Annotated in this window: 18 protein-coding genes; 8 read left to right on the top strand and 10 right to left on the bottom strand. The window is 70.5% G+C overall.

Annotated elements, in window-relative coordinates:
• Nucleotides 1-44: 44 nt before the first annotated feature.
• A complete protein-coding gene (locus C8E96_RS12075) occupies nucleotides 45-2,048 on the top strand; it encodes a thioredoxin domain-containing protein (RefSeq protein ID WP_091378576.1) in 2,004 nt (667 codons plus the stop codon).
• Nucleotide 2,049: 1 nt separating this feature from the next.
• On the opposite strand, the gene C8E96_RS12080 is transcribed toward C8E96_RS12075, so the two are convergent.
• The gene (locus C8E96_RS12080; RefSeq protein WP_091378574.1) at nucleotides 2,050-2,586 is read right to left on the bottom strand and encodes a hypothetical protein; all 537 of its coding nucleotides are present in this window, start codon (nucleotides 2,584-2,586) and stop codon (nucleotides 2,050-2,052) included.
• 115 nt (nucleotides 2,587-2,701) lie between these two features.
• On the opposite strand from C8E96_RS12080, the gene C8E96_RS12085 reads away from it, so the two are divergent.
• Nucleotides 2,702-3,250: a hypothetical protein gene (locus C8E96_RS12085; protein ID WP_091378572.1), complete on the top strand. Its 549-nt coding sequence runs from the start codon at nucleotides 2,702-2,704 to the stop codon at nucleotides 3,248-3,250.
• 490 nt (nucleotides 3,251-3,740) lie between these two features.
• Here the strand turns inward: C8E96_RS12085 and C8E96_RS12090 are convergent, their stop codons facing one another.
• Nucleotides 3,741-4,223 (bottom strand): hypothetical protein, encoded by a 483-nt coding sequence (locus C8E96_RS12090; RefSeq protein ID WP_091378570.1) that lies wholly within the window; start codon nucleotides 4,221-4,223, stop codon nucleotides 3,741-3,743.
• Between the two features lie 70 nt (nucleotides 4,224-4,293).
• Nucleotides 4,294-4,971, bottom strand: coding sequence for a hypothetical protein (locus C8E96_RS12095; protein WP_228770032.1), 678 nt, complete (start codon nucleotides 4,969-4,971; stop codon nucleotides 4,294-4,296).
• 29 nt (nucleotides 4,972-5,000) lie between these two features.
• Here C8E96_RS12095 and C8E96_RS12100 point away from each other — a divergent pair, with 29 nt between their 5' ends.
• Nucleotides 5,001-5,726: an acylneuraminate cytidylyltransferase family protein gene (locus C8E96_RS12100; RefSeq protein ID WP_091378569.1), complete on the top strand. Its 726-nt coding sequence runs from the start codon at nucleotides 5,001-5,003 to the stop codon at nucleotides 5,724-5,726.
• Nucleotides 5,727-5,732: 6 nt separating this feature from the next.
• On the opposite strand, the gene neuC is transcribed toward C8E96_RS12100, so the two are convergent.
• Nucleotides 5,733-6,887 (bottom strand): UDP-N-acetylglucosamine 2-epimerase, encoded by a 1,155-nt coding sequence (gene neuC, locus C8E96_RS12105; protein WP_091378568.1) that lies wholly within the window; start codon nucleotides 6,885-6,887, stop codon nucleotides 5,733-5,735.
• Nucleotides 6,880-7,938 carry an N-acetylneuraminate synthase family protein gene (locus C8E96_RS12110; protein WP_091378567.1) on the bottom strand — a complete coding sequence of 353 codons (1,059 nt, stop codon included), beginning with the start codon at nucleotides 7,936-7,938 and terminating at the stop codon, nucleotides 6,880-6,882. Before C8E96_RS12110 ends, neuC begins: the two co-directional genes overlap by 8 nt.
• 227 nt (nucleotides 7,939-8,165) lie before the next feature.
• Between C8E96_RS12110 and C8E96_RS12115 the strand changes: the two genes are divergently transcribed.
• A complete protein-coding gene (locus C8E96_RS12115; RefSeq protein ID WP_228770031.1) occupies nucleotides 8,166-8,537 on the top strand; it encodes a hypothetical protein in 372 nt (123 codons plus the stop codon).
• A 24-nt stretch (nucleotides 8,538-8,561) separates the two neighbouring features.
• On the opposite strand, the gene trhA is transcribed toward C8E96_RS12115, so the two are convergent.
• Nucleotides 8,562-9,221, bottom strand: coding sequence for a PAQR family membrane homeostasis protein TrhA (trhA, locus tag C8E96_RS12120; protein ID WP_091378565.1), 660 nt, complete (start codon nucleotides 9,219-9,221; stop codon nucleotides 8,562-8,564).
• Nucleotides 9,222-9,294: 73 nt separating this feature from the next.
• Nucleotides 9,295-9,744, bottom strand: coding sequence for a CoA-binding protein (locus C8E96_RS12125; protein ID WP_091378562.1), 450 nt, complete (start codon nucleotides 9,742-9,744; stop codon nucleotides 9,295-9,297).
• A 49-nt stretch (nucleotides 9,745-9,793) separates the two neighbouring features.
• Between C8E96_RS12125 and C8E96_RS12130 the strand changes: the two genes are divergently transcribed.
• Nucleotides 9,794-10,570 carry an isoprenyl transferase gene (locus C8E96_RS12130; protein ID WP_166657955.1) on the top strand — a complete coding sequence of 259 codons (777 nt, stop codon included), beginning with the start codon at nucleotides 9,794-9,796 and terminating at the stop codon, nucleotides 10,568-10,570.
• A 358-nt stretch (nucleotides 10,571-10,928) separates the two neighbouring features.
• Nucleotides 10,929-12,317 (top strand): PhoH family protein, encoded by a 1,389-nt coding sequence (locus tag C8E96_RS12135; RefSeq protein ID WP_091378554.1) that lies wholly within the window; start codon nucleotides 10,929-10,931, stop codon nucleotides 12,315-12,317.
• Nucleotides 12,318-12,370: 53 nt separating this feature from the next.
• On the opposite strand, the gene C8E96_RS12140 is transcribed toward C8E96_RS12135, so the two are convergent.
• On the bottom strand, nucleotides 12,371-13,807 hold the full coding sequence (locus C8E96_RS12140) for a GuaB1 family IMP dehydrogenase-related protein (RefSeq protein WP_091378550.1): 1,437 nt from the start codon (nucleotides 13,805-13,807) through the stop codon (nucleotides 12,371-12,373).
• Nucleotides 13,808-13,824: 17 nt separating this feature from the next.
• Complete coding sequence (locus C8E96_RS12145) at nucleotides 13,825-14,787, bottom strand: hypothetical protein (protein WP_228770030.1); 963 nt, start codon at nucleotides 14,785-14,787, stop codon at nucleotides 13,825-13,827.
• 136 nt (nucleotides 14,788-14,923) lie between these two features.
• Here C8E96_RS12145 and C8E96_RS12150 point away from each other — a divergent pair, with 136 nt between their 5' ends.
• Together C8E96_RS12150 and C8E96_RS12155 are read left to right on the top strand one after the other, a co-directional pair.
• Nucleotides 14,924-15,496, top strand: coding sequence for a papain-like cysteine protease family protein (locus C8E96_RS12150; RefSeq protein ID WP_091378544.1), 573 nt, complete (start codon nucleotides 14,924-14,926; stop codon nucleotides 15,494-15,496).
• Nucleotides 15,497-15,501: 5 nt separating this feature from the next.
• On the top strand, nucleotides 15,502-16,269 hold the full coding sequence (locus C8E96_RS12155; RefSeq protein WP_091378543.1) for a hypothetical protein: 768 nt from the start codon (nucleotides 15,502-15,504) through the stop codon (nucleotides 16,267-16,269).
• Nucleotides 16,270-16,323: 54 nt separating this feature from the next.
• Here the strand turns inward: C8E96_RS12155 and C8E96_RS12160 are convergent, their stop codons facing one another.
• Nucleotides 16,324-17,853, bottom strand: coding sequence for an ATP-dependent DNA ligase (locus C8E96_RS12160; protein ID WP_407642618.1), 1,530 nt, complete (start codon nucleotides 17,851-17,853; stop codon nucleotides 16,324-16,326).
• Between the last annotated feature and the right edge of the window lie 23 nt (nucleotides 17,854-17,876).

Consider the following 17,876-nt stretch of genomic DNA (forward strand, 5'->3'; position numbering starts at 1 on the left):
GCCTACTCGCTGCCGGATCTCATGTCATTTGAGAGGGTTGACCCATGGCGAACCGGCTTCACCTCTCGACCAGCCCGTATCTGCTCCAGCACGCCGACAACCCCGTCGACTGGTGGGAGTGGGGTCCGGAGGCGTTCGCCGAGGCCGAGCGCCGTGATGTGCCGGTCCTGCTGTCCATCGGCTACGCGGCGTGCCACTGGTGTCACGTGATGGCGCACGAGTCGTTCGAGGACGCCGAGACGGCCGCGCTGATGAACGAGAACTTCGTCAACGTGAAGGTCGACCGCGAGGAACGGCCCGACGTCGACGCCGTCTACATGACCGCGACGCAGGCGATGACCGGCCACGGCGGCTGGCCGATGACGTGTTTCCTCACCCCGGAGGCGAAGCCGTTCCACTGCGGCACCTACTTCCCGCCGCAGCCGCGGCACGGGATGCCGTCGTTCCGGCAGCTGCTCGCCGCCGTTCGGGACGCGTGGTCCGCGCAGGACAGCGAGGTCCGCGAGGCCGCCGACCGGATCGTCGAGGAACTGGGCAAGCAGACCGGGCCGATGGTCGAGTCGATCGTCGACGAGGAGGTCCTGGCCGGGGCGGCCGCGTCGCTGCTCGGCGACTACGACCGGATCAACGGCGGCTTCGGTGGCGCGCCGAAGTTCCCGCCGACGATGGTGCTGGAATTCCTGCTGCGCCACCACGAACGCACCGGCTCGGTCGAGTCGCTGTCCATTGTGGAGGGCTCGATGCGGGCCATGGCCGACGGCGGCCTCAACGACCAGCTCGCGGGCGGGTTCGCCCGCTACAGCGTCGACGCGGGCTGGGTGGTGCCGCACTTCGAGAAGATGCTCTACGACAACGCTTTGCTGCTGCGACTGGCCGCGCACCTGTTCCGGCGCACGGGAACGGAGCGCTACCGCGAGGTGGTCGTCGACACCGCCACGTTCCTGCTGCGCGACCTCGCCACCGCGGAAGGCGGATTCGCCTCGTCCCTCGACGCCGACACCGAGGGCGAGGAGGGGCTGACCTACGTGTGGTCGCCCGCGCAGCTCACGGAGGTGCTCGGCGCCGAGGACGGTGCCTGGGCAGCGGAACTGTTGAGCGTCACCGAGTCCGGCTCCTTCGAACACGGGACGTCCACCCTGCGCCTGAGCCGCGAGGTCGACGACGTGCCGCGCTGGCAGCGGGTCAAGGCGGCGCTGCTGGCCGCGCGGGACACCCGCCCGCAGCCGGGTCGCGACGACAAGGTCGTGACGGCGTGGAACGGGCTGGCGATCGCCGCACTCACCGAGGCCGGGCTGGCCCTGGGTGAACCCGCGTGGATCACCGCCGCCGAGCGGGCGGCGGATCTGGTGCTGCGCCTGCACTTCGTCGACGGCAGGCTCCGCCGCACCTCACGCGCGGGCGCGGTCGGCACCGCGGCGGGCGTCCTCGAGGACTACGCCTGCTTCGCCGACGCCCTTCTCGCGCTGCACCAGGCCACCGCAGACCAGCGCTGGCTCGACGCAGCGTGCGACCTGCTCGACACCGCCCTGGCCCACTTCGCCGACCCGACCATGCCCGGCGCCTTCCACGACACCGCCGACGACGCCGATGCCCTGGTGTGGCGCCCGGCGGACCCGGGCGACAACGCCTCGCCGTCGGGGGCGTCCGCGCTGGCAGGCGCGCTGCTGGCCGGTTCGGCGCTCGCCGGGCCGCACCGGGCCGACGCCTACCGGTCGGCGTGCGAGGAGGCGATCTACCGGGCGGGCATCCTGGCGTCGCGGGCGCCTCGGTTCGCGGGGCACTGGCTGACCGTCGCCGAGGCCGTCGCCCATGGTCCGGTCCAGGTGGCCGTCGTGGGCTCCCCGGCGGATCGCGCGGCCCTGGTTGAGGCCGCCCTCAAGCACGCGCCGGGTGGGGCCGTGGTGGTGGCGGGCGAACCGGACTCGGCGCCGCTGCTGGCCGACCGGCCGCTGGTGGAGGGGCAGGCAGCGGCGTACGTGTGCCGGGGTTACGTGTGCGACCGGCCGCGGACTTCGGTGGCGGAGCTGGTGTCGTCGCTGCGGGGCTGACCTATAGGGGGGTCATGGCCTGGAAGCCCGCCACCATCGGCTTGCCGACATGGCGGAAGCCCCAGCGGGTGTAGCGGACCGTGCGGCCGTCGGAGAAGGTCACGTGGGCGATCGTCCGGCGGAACCTCCGCTCGGCGCGGACGTGCGCGACCGCGCCGACCGGGATCACGCCGAGGGGTTGCGCCGGGGTGGCGTTGCGGTCGATCCAGCGGCCGAGCCAGCCCATGCCGGCCTCGCCGACGCCCAGGGTGAAGATGGCGATGACCAGCGCGATCAGCGCGTAGCCGAGCAGGCAGGCGAAGAGGACGCCACCCGGGGCGGCCAGGGCGATGGCCACCTCGCGGGGCGCGCCGGACCAGTGGGCGAGGGTGCCGATCCACGCCAGCGCGAGGGCGCCCAGGACCGACCACCAGAAGCGTCGGACCCAGTCCCGCGACCGGGTGGGCGAAGTGCTCACCGCGATGTGGTGCGGCGTGAAGGACAGCTGGACGCGCCCGCCTGGGCGTGAGTGCACGTAGTCGACCGAAGTCATGATCATCCCCCTGATGGTCGGCTCGGAGGATAGCGAAGTCCGCCGACGGCGAACGCGGCCCCAACTCGGCAGTATCGGCGTAATGTCAGTAGTAACGTAATCATGTAATCAAGGAGCTGACATGCGTAGGACCTGGAGCAACCGCGGTGGGCAGTCCGACCTACCCTCCGCCGACGACGCGGCAGGCTGGTTCTCCGGCAGGCTGCCCGACGGCTGGTACACCGGTGAGCCGACGGTGACCATCGACCGTGAGGAGATCCTCATCGTCGGCACCCTGCCCGACCTCGACGGCGACTACACCGACGACGCCGCCCGAGCCGCCGCCGAGTCCGGCCGAATTTCCCGCTGGCGCGAAGCCACCCGCGACGAACGCATCGAGATCGCTCGCCAGGCCGAACACCGGTATGCGCGGAAGGTGGCGTGGGGGGCGCGGCAGGGGTCGACGGAGGAGCTGTTCACGACGCTCTCGGTGCCGGTGATGACCCGACTGCGGCAGCCTGAGCGGCTGGTGTTGGACACGCTCGTCGACGCGGGGGTGGCGCGGTCGCGGTCGGAGGCTTTGGCTTGGGCTGTTCGGTTGGTTGGGGCTCATGCTGAGGAGTGGCTTGGGGAGCTTCGGGAGGCTATGACGAAGGTTGATGATCTTCGGGCTCGGGGGCCTGAGCTGTAGGGCTTGTCGTTGCTGGGCCGCTGGTTCGCTGGCTGGGCCTGCGTGGGTGGGCCTGTTTGGGTGGTTCGCCTTGATTTGGGGACCCCGGAAATGGACCTGCGCGGGTAAAGCGGGCAGGGTGAAGAAACTGCCCCGCGCCGGGCGAGTTTAGGTCCATTTCACCCCAAATCAAGGCGAACCACCCAAACAGGCAGGTGGTGCTGGCCCGTTGCGATCCGGGTGATTGGGCTTTGCCCGTGGGATCCGGGGTGGTTGGGGTTTGCCGCTCGCGAACCGGGGTCCTGGGGTGGTTGGCTCGCGGACTCGCGCCCGGCGCTTGAGCCTCCCCTTCCTGCCCGGTGGCCAGGATTGGCTCCACTCAACAGGCCGTTGGGATTGGCTCCACCGAACCCGGGTGGCGGGGATCGGCCCGACCATCAGGAGCGGCGGCACCTGATGGGTTCGGGCCCGGTCCAGACCCCACGTTCGGGCACGCGTGGGGCGTTGTGTCTCAGGTGCGGTCGCGGTCGGTTTCCAGCCTGCCGATGCGTTCCTCGTAGGAAGCCATCGCGGTCAGGCGGGCGCGTACCTTCGCGTGTTCATCGCGGATTTCGTCCACCAGGGCGCGGGCTTCGCCGTTGTCCGCGTCGGTTGTCGTGCTGATTTCCGCGGTTCGTTCGAGGATGGCGAGTCGTTCGTCCACTGCCGCTACCTGGGTGCCCATCGCGCGGACTTCGTGGGTGGCGGTGTCGGTGCGGGGGCGCAGCTCGTCGGCGATGTGGCGGAGGTCGTTCACCTCGCGGCGGAGGGCGTTGATCTCCTCGCGAATCGCCTGGGTGGTGCGGTCGGAGTGGGCGATGGCTTCCCGTTCGGCCTGCAGGGCGTAGCGGGCCGCGATTGTCTCGATGCGGGGGCGGATCCGCTGCCAGACCGGCGAGCCGATCTGCCGGGCCGCGGCGCGCAGCAGTTCCTTGGCCTTGTCGGTGTCGCTCATTTGGCCACCTCACAGGTTCGGTGGCTCCACTCGCGAAGGCACTGTGACCTTGATTCGCTCGCAAGCTCGCTCATGACAGCAGCTCGATCCTTCCTTCGGCGTCCCACTGCTTGAGCAGCTGCGATTCGAGCTGCAGGCGGTGTTCGGGGGTGACGTGGACCGGTTCGCCCCAGGCGTGCTGGAACGTCGTCTGGTCCGGGTTGTCCACAATGGACATGCCGGTGAGCCGGGTGGTGGCCTCGGGGAACAGCTCGGTGAACAAGTACGCCGCGAACGTGCCCGTGGTGGCCCACGCGGGCTCGTCGCGGTCCATCCCGAGCAACTCCAGCAGCGGCACGGTGAACTCGTAGTTCGACACCGGCACGAACCCGAGGTCCCGCGGCCACCAATGCGGCAACTCCTCCGGCTCCCAGTGCAGCCTGCCGGGCTCCACCAGCAGGTACAGCTTGTTCGTGTAGTCCGCGAACGTGAACGGACTGGCCAACACGCCGCGGTGCAGCACGACCACGTCGCAGCGCTTGCCCAGTGCCTGCTCGGTGTCCGGGGTGTCGAGGGCCAGGCTGGTCATCCGCACGACGAGGTCGCTGGAGTCGATCACCGCGGCCCGCTCGGCGTTCGGGCGGACAGGCGAGTTCCCGACCACGGTGATGGTCCTGGGTGGCGTCGCCTTGGCGTAGGCCGTGATCAGCTCGCGCAGCGCCGCGCGGCGCGGCGAAATGGCTGCCGGGTCAGCCGGAGTGGGGAGCATCGGCGAGTGCCCTTACAGTCGGATCGGCAATGGACGGACGCGACACGGGAAGTGAGGCCGCGGTGCGGCGGTTGGTGGTGGCGGTGGTGCCCGCGCGAGGCGGCTCGACCGGGTTTCCCGGCAAAAACCTCGCGCCCTTCCTGGGGCGTCCGCTGGTGGCCCACGCTGTGGCGACCGCGGCCGCGGCCCAGGGAGTGGACCGGGTCGTGCTCAGCACCGACGACCCGGACATCGCGGCCGCGGGCGCGGCGGCCGGAGCCGAGACGGTGCGCAGGCCCGACAGCCTGGCCACCTGGGACAGCCGGACCGTGGACGCCGTCACGCACGCGGCGGCCTCCCTCGACCTGGCGGACGACACGCTGATCGTGCTGATCCAGCCGACGTCGCCGCTGCGGACTTCGGCCGACATCGAGGAATGCCTTGCCCTGCACGGGAACCGGGCCGGCGGCTCGGTGGTGCAGATGACCACTTCGGACGAACACCACCCCTGGAAGGCGTGCGTGCTCGTCGACGGTGTGCTGCGGCCCGCCCGGGACTGGCCCGACCTGGAGGCGCCCAGGCAGGCGCTGCCGCCGGTGCTGCGGCCCACCGGCGGGGTGTACGTCGTCGGCGCGGGCGACCTGCGCGCGCACGGCCGGTTCTTCGTGCCCGAGGTGCTTGCCCAGGTCATCGACCCCGAGCGGGCGGTGGACATCGATCGGGAGGACGACCTCGTGGTGGCCCGCCGCCGCGCCGGGGAACTCGGCCGGGGCTGACCGAGGTCAGGCGGTGTCACTGGCGTCCTTCCAGCGGTCGACGAACACCTTGTACAGCGCGGGCTGCCAGATCTCGGTGCCTTCCAGCAGATCGATGATCCGCCCGCGGGCCCCCGGCTGACCGAAGCCGTGGAACGCCGACGGCCGCGGCAGGGCGGTCGCCTTGGCCAGCGCCTCGATGATCGCGTCGCGCTCCGGGACCGCGTGCAGCACACCGGTCGCGTCGGTGCGGCCGCGCTGCCTGCTCCCGACGTCGACGCTCGGAGTGCCGAGCACCGGCGCCTCCCGCGCGCCCGCCGAGGAGTTGCCGAGCATCACCTCGGCGTGGCGCATCAGCGAGACGAAGTACTCGAACCGCATCGACGGCAGCCGGACGAACCGCGGCCCGGTCAGCCGGTCGAGCTCGTGGCGGACGTCGGAGCAGCCCTCGTCGTTGTTCGGGTCGATGACGACCCAGTCGCCCTCGGTGGCGAGCACCGCGTCGACCACGGCGGCGGCGTGGCAGGCGTTGTGCTCAGGCTCGGTGGTGACCGGGTGCATGACCAGCACGCCGTAGCGGTCGAACGGGATCGTGTAGCGCTCGCGGACCGCGTCGATCGTGGGCAGGTCCGGCGAGGTCAGGATGTCGATCTCGGGGCTGCCGACGACGAAGACCCGGTCGGCTTCCTCGCCGAGCTGCAGCAGCCGGTCCCGGGCGCGGTCGTTGGCCACCAGGTGCACGTGGGCGTGCTTGGAGATCGAATGGCGCAAGGTGTCGTCGATGGTGCCGGACAGCTCGCCGCCCTCGACGTGGATGACCCGCACGTTCGTCAGCGACCCCACCAGCGCGCCCGCCAGCGCCTCGACGCGGTCGCCGTGCACGACGATCGCGTCCGGCCGCTCCTCGTGGACGAGCCGGGTCAGCGCCTGCACAGTGTTGGCGAGCACGAGCGCCATGGGCTCGCCGTCGATCTGGTTCGGGATCTGGTGCAGCTGCCGCAGCCCGGCCCGCTCCACCTCGTGCACCGTGTAGCCGTAGCGGCGCAACAGGTGCATGCCGGTGACCACCACGCGGGCGGACAGGTTGTCGCTGTCCTGCACCGCCAGCATGATGTCGCGCAGCTTGCTGAAGTCCGCCCTGGTGCCGGTGACGAACAGCACCTCGCGGTGGTGCTCAGTCATCCGCCAGGTCGTTCCAGCGGACCTGGTCGTCCGCGGCCAGGTCCCGGGTCGCGCGGCGGCCGAGGACGGTGGTGTAGTCGGCGGCCTTGATCTCACCGGTGCCGGGGCGCTTGACCCAGGTGTTGGCCTCGGTGAACGGCTCGCCCTTGGCGATCGGGGCGGTGGTGACCACGCTGGCGTAGGCGAAGTCGATCGTGGGCTGCTCGTCGCCGAGGATCTCCTTGCTGCCGCCCAGTGCCGCGTGGATCAGCTTCGACCCGACGACCAACTGCCCGAACTCCTCCGGCGTGGACGACACGGGGATGTCCGGGCCCGGCCACCCCATGTCCGAGGTGAAGTGCCGCTCCAGGACACGCGCGCCCAGCGGCACCGCGCCCAGGCACGGGTAGATCGACGTGGTGTGGTCGGACAGGCCGAGGACGGCCTCCGGGAACGCGGCGCCGAGTTCGGCCAGGGCGCCGAGCCGGACCATCTCCGGCGGCGTCGGGTAGAGCGAGGTGCAGTGCAGCAGCGCGAAGCCGACGCCCGCCTCGAGCAGGATGTCGACCGCGGGCCGGATGGACGCGACATCGTTCATGCCGGTGGACAGGATGACCGGCTTGCCCAGCGCGGCGATGTGCTTGACCAGCGGGTAGTTGTTGCACTCACCCGAGCCGATCTTGTACGCGGCGACGTCGAGCTCGGCCAGCCGGTCGGCGGCGGCGCGGGAGAACGGGGTCGACAGGAAGATCATCCCGCGGTCCTCGGCGTGCTGCTTCAGCTCGCGCTCGTCCTGCGGGGACAGCGCGCAGCGCTGCATCATCTGGTAGATCGGCTCGTCGGCGTTGCCGGGGACGACGTCGTTGGGGATCATCTCGTCCTCGACGACGTGCGTCTGGATCTTCACGCACTCCACACCGGCGTCGGCGGCGTCGTCGACCATCCGGTGCGCCTTCGCCGGATCACCCTCGTGGTTGATGCCGATCTCGGCGATCACCAGCGGGGCGTGTCCCAGCCCGACCAGACGGTCGCCGATGGCGAACTCCGGCGCGGTTGCGGGGGACTCAGACAAGATCTACTCCAGGGGTCGGGCCTTCGCGTCGCCGACCAGACTTCCGCACACGTCAGGCGGCCCCGCCCGGTGGCCGTGTCAGCGACGAGACGTTACCCGGCCCGGCCGTCGCCGTGTCAACAGGAGTGCCCGGTCGACACCGATCGGTTATCCGACTCAGGAGTAGGGCGTACCTTCTGGGATGACCCGTCCGTCCCTCAAGCGCGCGCCGGAAGGGGCAGCGGTCTATGAGCACACCATCCCACCAGTGGCCCACCGACAAGGTGGCCGCGTTGCGGCTCGGCCAGCGCCTGGTCACCGACGTGCCGGCTTCCCGGCCGGGCAGACGGGCATTCGTCGACATAACGCCGGTCATCACCGAGGCCGACGCCGAAGCCCGCAACCAGGGCTGGAAACGGGCCGACGACGCCCGCACCTTCACGCTGCGGCACTGGGACTACGACGCTGACCGGCTCGATGGCATGGACTACGACGTCGGATCAGTTCTGATCAAAGCCGCAACCGCCGCCGGTGAGCCCGAACTGGCCGCCATCCTCGAAACGTGGCACCTGCACCCCGAGCAATTCGTCTACCCATGGCAGACCGACGACCCGAAGTAGCCTCTCCATCGAGAGAGTGCCGAGCTAGGAGTAGAGAACCAGCCAGATCGCGACGTAGTGGCACAGCGCCGCGATGACGGTGGCGGCGTGGAAGAACTCGTGGTGGCCGAACACGCCCGGCCACGGGTTGGGCCACTTCGTCGCGTAGAAGACCGCGCCGACGGTGTAGAAGGCGCCGCCGATCAGGATCAGGACCAGGGCGGCTACACCGGCGCTGCGGAGCAGTTCGGGGAGTACGAACACCGCGACCCAGCCCAGGGCGATGTAGATGGGGGTGCCCAGCCAGCGCGGGGCGTGCGGCCACAGCAGCTTCAGCCCGACACCGAGCAGCGCACCGCCCCAGACGACGCCGAGGATCACGTACCCGGTCGGCTTGGTCATGCCGAGCAGGCAGAACGGGGTGTACGTGCCCGCGATGAACAGGAAGATCATCGAGTGGTCGAGCCGCTTCATCCACGTCCGCGCGCGCTCGGTCACCCACCAGCGGCGGTGGTAGAGCGCGCTCACGCCGAACAGGCCGAGCACGGTGATGACATACACAGACGTGGCGAGCGCGGCGACGCCGGACACCGTGGACGCGGCGAGCGCGATAAGGGTCGCGCCGGTCACCACGGACACGATGAACGACCAGAAATGGATGACACCGCGCATCCGCGGCTTGGTGGGCCGATCCGGTTCGGTCATCGTCTCTGCCGTCACGCCGCCAACGCTACGGGACCGTAAGTTGCGTCGCCGAAAACTTGTGGCCGGCCGCACATCACGACCAGCCGACGACCTCACGGTGTTCGACTTTGAGGCACCGGTCCATCACCACGTCGAGACCGCCGTCGGCCGCGATCCGCGCCGCCTGCTCGCTGATCACCCCGATCTGCAGCCACAGCGCGCCCGCCCCCACCGCGACGGCCTCCTCGGCGACACCGGGCGCGTGCTCGGGTCTGCGGAACACGTCGACGATGTCGATCGGCACATCGATGTCGGCCTGAGCGTCGGCCAGCGACTTGTACGCGGGCAGGCCCTCCCACTCGGTCAGCGCCGGATTCACCGGCAACACCCGAAGACCGCTCGCCACCAGGTACTTCGCCACGCCGTGACTGGGCCGTGCCGGATCGGCGCTGAGGCCGACCACGGCGACGGTCCGGGATTCGTGGACCAGTCGCTCGATGACCGTGAGGTCCTGCCATATCGGATCAATCCCAGTGCGGTGCACGGGCCCAGTGTGCCCGTTTCCGGGGCCGAACGGCGTACTCTTCACGCCCGTGAGTCTTCGCAGGCGGGTGGCCGACCTTGTGTACGGCCTCTACGAGAAGCGTCTCCTCCAGCAAGCAGGCGGTGAGATCCCCCGCCATGTCGGCGTGATGCTCGACGGCAACCGGCGCTGGGCGCGGGAGGCCGGGTTCACCGACGTCAACGACGGCCACCGGGTGGGCGCCCAGCGCATCGCCGACCTGCTCGGCTGGTGCAATGAGGCCGGTGTCGAGGTGGTCACCCTGTGGCTGCTCTCCACCGACAACCTGACCCGCCCGGAGTCCGAGCTGGCCCCGCTGCTGGAGATCATCGGCGACGTCGTCGACGAGCTCGCCGAGCCGGGCAGCCCGTGGCGGCTGCGGATCATCGGCGCCCTGGACATCCTGCCCACCGACACGGCCACGCGGCTTTCGGCGGCGGCGCGGCGGTCCGAGGGGCGGACCGGGATGGAAGTGAACATCGCCGTGGGCTACGGCGGCCGCCGCGAGATCGCCGACGCCGTGCGCAAACTGCTCCAGCAGCACGCCGAGGCGGGCAGCACGATCGAGGAGCTCGCCGAGGTCCTCGACGTCGACCACATCGCCGAACACCTCTACACCTCAGGCCAACCCGACCCGGACCTCGTCATCCGAACCTCCGGTGAACAGCGTCTCTCGGGATTCCTGCTGTGGCAGTCGGCGCATTCGGAGTTTCATTTCTGCGAGGCATACTGGCCCGATTTCCGGCGCACCGACTTTTTGCGAGCTTTGCGCGCCTACGGTATTCGGCACCGCCGATTCGGCTCGTAGCTCCAGGCAGCCGACGCCCCCGGGATTGCGCCGCGGTGTGTCCGGGTACTCACTCTGTGTCGAGTGATCACGTGTCGTGAGCGTGGCCACCCGGTGACAAAAAAGAAAATCACCTGTGTGGCAGCCAGCGAAGTGTCGGTCCACGCAGGTAGCTTTCGAAGTGTCGGATCGTGTCCATGGCGGTCCGGCCCGGGAGGTCCTGGTCGTGAGCATGACGATCGCGAGGGGGCCGGCACCCGGTCCTCGTGGACGGCGAGGTCGAAGTCGGTAACACCGACGACGACCCGGCCGACCAGCCAGGGCCAGTGCCCGGCCCACCGAGGAGCGGACGCGGTGCCGTGTCCGTGAGGGAGTTGCCGTGACTGCTTCGCGATCGTCCAGGCGCACTGCCAGCCTTTCCTCAGGCTCTTCTCGCACGTCTTCCAAGGAGGCCGACCCAGCTCCGCGCACGTATGTCCTCGACACCTCCGTCCTGCTCTCCGACCCCTGGGCATTGACCAGGTTCGCCGAGCATTCGGTCGTGATCCCGCTGGTCGTGATCAGCGAGCTGGAGGGCAAACGGCACCACCCCGAACTGGGCTGGTTCGCACGGGAGACCCTGCGACTGCTCGATGATCTACGGCTGGCCCACGGCAGGCTCGACAAGCCGATCCCGATCGGCGACTCCGGCGGCTCCCTCCATGTCGAGCTCAACCACTCCGATCCGTCGGTGCTCCCGGCCGGGTTCCGCACCGATTCCAACGACGCGCGCATCCTCGCGTGCGCGCTCAACCTGGCGGCCGAGGACCTCGCGGTCACGCTGGTCACCAAGGACATCCCGCTGCGGGTCAAAGCCGGTGCGGTCGGTCTCGACGCCGACGAATACCGCGCCGGTGAGGTGACCCCGTCCGGCTGGACGGGTATCGCCGACGTGGAGGTGGGCCAGGATCTCGTCGACGCGCTGTTCGCCGCCGACGACAACACGGTCGACCTGGCCGACTTCGGTCTCGACACCACCGAACACCCGGTCAACACCGGCCTGCGGCTCCTCGCGGGCACCAGCAGCGCGCTCGGCCGGGTCACCCCGGACAAGCAGGTCAAGCTCGTGCGCGGCGACCGTGAGGCCTTCGGGCTGCACGGCCGCTCAGCCGAGCAGCGGATCGCGCTGGACCTGCTCCTGGACCCGGACATCGGCATCGTCTCCCTGGGCGGCCGAGCCGGGACCGGCAAGTCCGCGCTGGCGCTGTGCGCCGGGCTGGAGGCCGTCATGGAACGCGGCCTCCACAAGCGGGTGGTCGTCTTCCGGCCGATGTACGCGGTCGGTGGGCAGGACCTCGGCTACCTGCCGGGTTCCGAGAGCGAGAAGATGCAGCCCTGGGCGCAGGCGGTCTTCGACACGCTCGAAGCGCTGGTCAGCAAGGCTGTGATCGAGGAAGTCCTCGACCGCGGGATGCTCGAGGTGCTGCCGCTGACCCACATCCGCGGCCGGTCGCTGCACGACTCGTTCGTGATCGTCGACGAGGCCCAGTCGCTGGAGCGCAACGTCTTGCTGACGGTGCTCTCCAGGCTGGGCTCAGGTTCCCGGGTCGTGCTCACCCACGACGTCGCCCAGCGCGACAACCTGCGCGTCGGCCGCTACGACGGGGTCGCGGCGGTGATCGAGAAGCTGAAGGGGCACCCGCTGTTCGCCCACGTCACGCTGACCCGGTCCGAGCGGTCCCCGATCGCCGCGCTGGTGACGGAGATGCTGGAAGACCACACCGGATAGTCCACTTTCACACCGGAATCCCCGTCCCGCGTCGCGGGGCGGGGATTCCGCTGTCACCAGCCGCCGGGAAGTGGGCGGCCCTCGGCGAAACCGGCCGCCGACTGCATGCCGACGACGGCCCGCTCGTGGAACTCGTCGAGGTCGTGCGCGCCCGCGTAGGTGCACGCGGACCGGACGCCAGAGCAGATCGAGTCGAGCAGGTCCTCGACGCTGGGGGCCGTGGGATCGAGCAGCATCCGGGACGTCGAGATGCCTTCCTCGAACAGCGCCTTGCGCGCCCGGTCGAAGCCGCTGTCGGACCGGGTCCGCGCCGACACCGCGCGCTTGGACGCCATGCCGAAGGACTCCTTGTAGAGCCTGCCCTGCTCATCGCGGCGCAGGTCGCCAGGAGACTCGTAGGTGCCCGCGAACCACGATCCGATCATCACACTCGCCGCCCCGGCCGCCAGGGCCAGAGCGACGTCCCTGGGGTGGCGCACGCCGCCGTCGGCCCACACGTGCTTGCCCAGGTCGCGCGCCGCGGCCGCGCACTCGGCGACGGCGGAGAACTGCGGGCGGCCGACCCCGGTCATCATCCGGGTCGTGCACATGGCGCCGGGGCCGACACCGACCTTGACGACGTCCGCGCCCGCCTCGATCAGGTCGCGCACGCCCTCCGGGGTGACCACGTTGCCCGCGACGACCGGCACGCCGGGGGAGACCGACCGGACCGCCGCCAGGGCGGTGAGCATCTTCTCCTGGTGGCCGTGCGCGGTGTCGACGACCAGCGTGTCCACGCCCGCCTCGAGCAGCGCCGCCGTCTTCGCGGCGACGTCGCCGTTCACGCCGACCGCGGCGGCCACGCGCAGCTTGCCCTCGGCGTCGACCGCGGGCTGGTAGAGGTCCGCTCGCAGCGCCCCGGCCTCGGTCAGGATGCCGGTGAGCCTGCCGTCGCGGTCGACCGCCAGCGCGACCCGCGCCGCGCGGCCGTGCAGCTGGTCGAACACGGTTCGCGGGGCGCTGTCGGTCGGCAGCATGGCGAAACCGGGGTCGGCGACCTCGATGACCCGGGTGAACTGGTCGACGCCCTGGCACGCGGCCTCGTCGACCACGCCGATCGGCTTGCCGTCGCCGTCGACGACGACCACCGCGCCGTGCGCCCGCTTCGGCAGCAGGTTGAGGGCGTCGGCGACCGAGTCGGCGGCGGTGAGCACCAGCGGGGTGTCCCACACGGTGTGGCGGGACTTCACCCAGGTCACGATGCCGCCGACGACCTTCGGGTCGACGTCCTGGGGCAGCACCACCAGCCCGCCGCGGCGGGCGACGGTCTCGGCCATCCGCCTGCCCGCGACGGCGGTCATGTTGGCCACCACGATCGGGATGGTCGCACCCGTGCCGTCCGATGTGGACAGGTCGACGTCGAACCGGCTGGCGACGGCCGAGCGGCCGGGCAGCAGGAAGACGTCGTCGTAGGTGAGGTCGTGGTCCGGCTTGCCGTGAGCGAAGTGCACGTGACCAACCTACTTCGTCAGTCCCAGTCCAGCGCGACTCCCGCGATGCCGGGTTCCACCGACGGGAAGAAGGCGTTGACCAGGTGGCCGCGGTCGCAGAACAGCTCGTCGCACACGCTCGGCGGGAGCGTGTCGTTGCCGCGCACGACCTGGGTGATCCGGGCGGGCAGGTTGTTCGGCGGCAGCTCGAGCTGCAGCAGGAACGGCCCGCACGGCACCCGGAACAACCGGGAGTAGCCGGGGCACTCGATGCCGGACTCGTCGTCGACGGTGTAGGTGAGCACCACCGTCTCGCCCTCGATCAGCCTGCGGTCGAACATCAGCTCGAAGACGACCCACGTGTCCAGCCTGCGCACCCGGCCCAGCCTGCAGCCCTCGTCCGCGCTGACCCGCACCTCGGCGATGTCGACGCCGGGCTCGCCGTTGTAGACCGCCATGTACCGGTCAACGCCGGCGCGGCGGGTGCGGCCGACGACGCGGGTCTGGATGCGGCCCTGCGAGCGGTCCTTGGCGATGGTGATGCGCTCGTGGACGAACATCAGCTCGAGGTCGGCGTTGGCCGCGTCGGCGTCCGCCCCGATCTGGGTGAACAGGTCGCGGGTGACCGGCCCGCTGAACACCAGCTCCGAGAACGACGTGGCGGCCCGGTGCGGCCTGCCGCCGCGCTGGCGGGGGCCGACCAGCACGACCAGCGAGTCGGGGGGCAGGCCGAGCACGGTCTCCAGGCCGCGTACCGCCGGAAGGGCGTGCTGGGCGTCCGGATGGCGTAGTCCGCGCTGCCAGTAACTCAGCGTGGACTCGGCGACCTGGATGTCGAGCCTGGCCAGGTGTGAGCGCAGCCGGGCCAGGGAGAGCCTGCGGTGGGCGATCGCGCTGCGCAGCGCCAGGTGGAAAGGGCCGCGACGCAGGGCCTCGGCCAGCTCTTCCGGGGTCAACCGGACCTCGCCTTCACCGCTGGGTGAACTGGTGTGAATGTTCACAGTAACGGTCTAATAGCAGCCAGTGAAGAAGCGAAACCGAGTGGGAACGCTCCGCTCAGCCAGACCGTGCCCTTGTCCGCTTGCCGGAATGGTCGCACCTTTGGGCCACTTCCTTATCGGAGCCTCAGGAGGTCTGATGATCAGGCCCGCCACCCGTTCGGCGCTCGCCGCCACCTTCGTGGCCGTGTTCGCCTGGCTGGTTTCCCAACCGCCCGCGGCGCTGGCCGCGACGGCTCAGGCCGAGTTCACGATGCAGGCACAGCAGAAGACCAACTGGTGCTGGTCGGCATCCGGGGTGTCGATCGCGGCGCACCACGGCAGCACGGTGACCCAGAACCAGTTCTGCGCCCTGGCCAAGAACCTCAACCCCGCGTACGCGTGTCCCAACGACCAGGCGGACCTCGCCCAGGTCCGCAACGGCTTCAGCAAGCTCGGCTTCACCCGGCCGGGCACGTACCTGTCGAACTACCTGACCTATTCGGCGGTGCGGACACAGCTCGACTACGGCCAACCGATCGAGACCCGGATCCTGTGGAAGTCCGGTGGCGGCCACATGCATGTGCTCTACGGCTACGACGCCGCCAAGAGCTGGGTGTACTGGGGCGATCCCTGGCCGGACAACTACCGCTACAACTGGGCGACTTACAACTACTACGTCAACAACTCCACCTTCGGCTGGACCCACACGCTCACTGGGATCGCGAGGTGAACGGCATGATGAAGGGCATTCTCGCGGCCGCGGTGGCCGTCCTGGCCGGGTTCGGCCTCGGCGGCACGGCGTCCGCCGATCCGTCCCAAGTGGACGGTTCGGTGACCGCCGCGGACCTCGACAGCGCACAGCGCGCCGCGGCGGCCCCCGAGGTTGCGGCGACCGTCGGCAAGTTCCTCGGCCAGGCGGGCGGCCGGTCGGCGGACGTGCGGGCCTCGGTCGGCGGGACCGCCGTCGGCATCTACGAGCTCTCGCCCGAGTTCGTGGCGGGCGGGTCGGACAAGGTCGGCAAGCTCAGCTACCTGGCAGTGCCCGCCACGGGAACCGACGGCAGCACGGCGTCGGTGTGGACGGTCAAGGACCCGGCGGGCCAGTGGGTGGTGGCCAACATCGCCTCCGGCGACCTCGAGTTCCGGCATGCCCGCAAGGTCCCGCAGGGCGGGGTTCTGCTGCGTGAGCCGCAGACCAACACCTGGTACGCGGTGGCGGGCGGCAGCGTCCACCCGCTGGCAGGCGGCAAGCCGATCACCCTGGCGGAGTACCAGCGCCAGGTCCAAGCCCGCTACGGCGACAAACTGCCCGGGTCGATCTATGACCGGTCCGGCCAGGCCGGCGGGTACGGCAATGCTCTTCCCCCAAGCGCGCAGATGAGCACACCCGACCGGGGCAGCGAAGGTTCGGGTGCGCCGTGGATCGTGCTCGGGGTCCTGGTGGTCGGCGTCGCGGCGGTGGCCTTCATGGCCGCCACTTCCCCTGCCTCGCGACGCCGCTGACCACCGTGACGGCTGCCCGGGCGGACCCTGCCCGCCCGGGCCACCGTCCTGGTTTCAGCCCTGTGCCACAGGGAGCAAGCCGCGGACGTCGGTGATCGTGTCGGCGTCCGCGGCCTGCTTGTCCGGCCGGTACCGCACCACCCGCGCGAAGCGCAGCGCCACGCCACCGGGGTAGCGGGTGCTGGCCTGGACTCCGTCCAAGGCGATCTCCACCACCAACTCGGGTCGCAAGTAGACAGCCCAGTCGTCGCGATCCCGTTGGTACTTGGGAAACTCTGTCGTCTGCCACCGCAGCAGCTCGTCGGTCAGGCCCTTGAACGTCTTGCCCACCATGATTGGCGGCCCGCCGTCTGGGTCGCGCGCGCCGAGGTGCAGGTTCGACAGGAACCCGGAACGCCTGCCGTGTCCCCACTCGGCGCCGATCACGACCAGGTCCAGGGTGTGCACGGGTTTGACCTTCTGCCAAGCCTTCCCGCGACGACCGGCCTGGTAGGCCGAGTCGAGGTCCTTCACCATCACACCCTCATGGCCCGCCGCCAACGCCGCCGCCCCGACCGCCTCGGCCTCCTCGGGCGTCGGGTCGATGGCGCCGGGGATCACGTGCGGGCCGACCGCGCGGTTGAGCGCCTCGTTGCGCGCCCGGAGCGGCTGGTCGATCAGGTCGACACCGTCGAGGTGCAGGCAGTCGAAGAAGTACGGCCGCAGCAACAGGGCCCGCACCTGTTCCTCGGTGGTGCTCCCGAACCGGCTCTGCGTCTCCTGGAACGGGCGCGGCCTGCCGTCGTCGGACAGGGCCAGCGTCTCCCCGTCGAGCACGACCGTGTGGCAGGGCAGCCCCCGCACCAACTCGACCAACTCCGGCACGCTGTCGGTGATCTCCCGCAGGGTCCTGGTGAACACCCGGATCTCGTCGTCGACCTTGTGCACCTGAATCCGCGCACCGTCCAGTTTGTACTCGACCAGACACGGGCTCAGGTCGGCGATCGCCGCCGCCACCGAGGTCCCGGGGGAGGCGAGCATCGGCCGGACCGGCCTGCCCGGCTCCAACCGCACCGCCGTGAGCGCGTCGACCCCGCCCGCCAAGGCCAGCGCCGCGGTCTCGGGGAGCCGCCCCGAGAGCATGAACGCCCGCCGGACGGCTTCGCCGGGGACGTCGGCGGCCTTCGCCACCGCGTCGAGCATGACCCCCTCAAGCGCGCCTTGGCGCAGCTCACCGGTGATCAGCGCGCGGAGGAACCGCTGCTCGGCGGCGGTGGCGGCGCCGAACAGCCCGGCGATGATCTCCGCCCGCCTGCCCACCGATCCGGCGCCGCGGGTGTCCACGAGCCGGTCGAAGGCGGCGTCGACGTCGGCCACGGCCAAGGTCGGCTCCGGCGCGGGCGCGGGGAGCTCGACCAGGGTCCGCCAGCCCGCGCCGATCCGGCCCTGCTGGATCGCGCCCGAGAGGAACGCGACCACCGCCTTGGCCTCGTCGGCGTCCTCGGCGAGCCGCAGCGCCCCGGCGATGGCGGCCACCTTGGCCAGCCGGGACCGGGTCGCGCCGACCTCCGCCGACACCGCCACCACGTCCGTCAGTCGCACCATGGCTCCATCCTGCCCCGAGCGCG

Source organism: Actinokineospora alba (genome assembly GCF_004362515.1).
GTDB lineage: Bacteria > Actinomycetota > Actinomycetes > Mycobacteriales > Pseudonocardiaceae > Actinokineospora > Actinokineospora alba.

Coding starts and splice junctions, on each gene's coding strand:
- C8E96_RS12155 (WP_091378543.1), top strand. CDS start 15,502: ATGATGAAGGGCATTCTCGCGGCCGCGGTGGCCGTCCTGGCCGGGTTC.
- C8E96_RS12090 (WP_091378570.1), bottom strand. CDS start 4,223: ATGAGCGACACCGACAAGGCCAAGGAACTGCTGCGCGCCGCGGCCCGG.
- C8E96_RS12080 (WP_091378574.1), bottom strand. CDS start 2,586: ATGATCATGACTTCGGTCGACTACGTGCACTCACGCCCAGGCGGGCGC.
- C8E96_RS12150 (WP_091378544.1), top strand. CDS start 14,924: ATGATCAGGCCCGCCACCCGTTCGGCGCTCGCCGCCACCTTCGTGGCC.
- C8E96_RS12095 (WP_228770032.1), bottom strand. CDS start 4,971: ATGCTCCCCACTCCGGCTGACCCGGCAGCCATTTCGCCGCGCCGCGCG.
- C8E96_RS12085 (WP_091378572.1), top strand. CDS start 2,702: ATGCGTAGGACCTGGAGCAACCGCGGTGGGCAGTCCGACCTACCCTCC.
- C8E96_RS12100 (WP_091378569.1), top strand. CDS start 5,001: ATGGACGGACGCGACACGGGAAGTGAGGCCGCGGTGCGGCGGTTGGTG.
- neuC (WP_091378568.1), bottom strand. CDS start 6,887: ATGACTGAGCACCACCGCGAGGTGCTGTTCGTCACCGGCACCAGGGCG.
- C8E96_RS12160 (WP_407642618.1), bottom strand. CDS start 17,853: ATGGTGCGACTGACGGACGTGGTGGCGGTGTCGGCGGAGGTCGGCGCG.
- C8E96_RS12075 (WP_091378576.1), top strand. CDS start 45: ATGGCGAACCGGCTTCACCTCTCGACCAGCCCGTATCTGCTCCAGCAC.
- C8E96_RS12115 (WP_228770031.1), top strand. CDS start 8,166: ATGAGCACACCATCCCACCAGTGGCCCACCGACAAGGTGGCCGCGTTG.
- trhA (WP_091378565.1), bottom strand. CDS start 9,221: ATGACCGAACCGGATCGGCCCACCAAGCCGCGGATGCGCGGTGTCATC.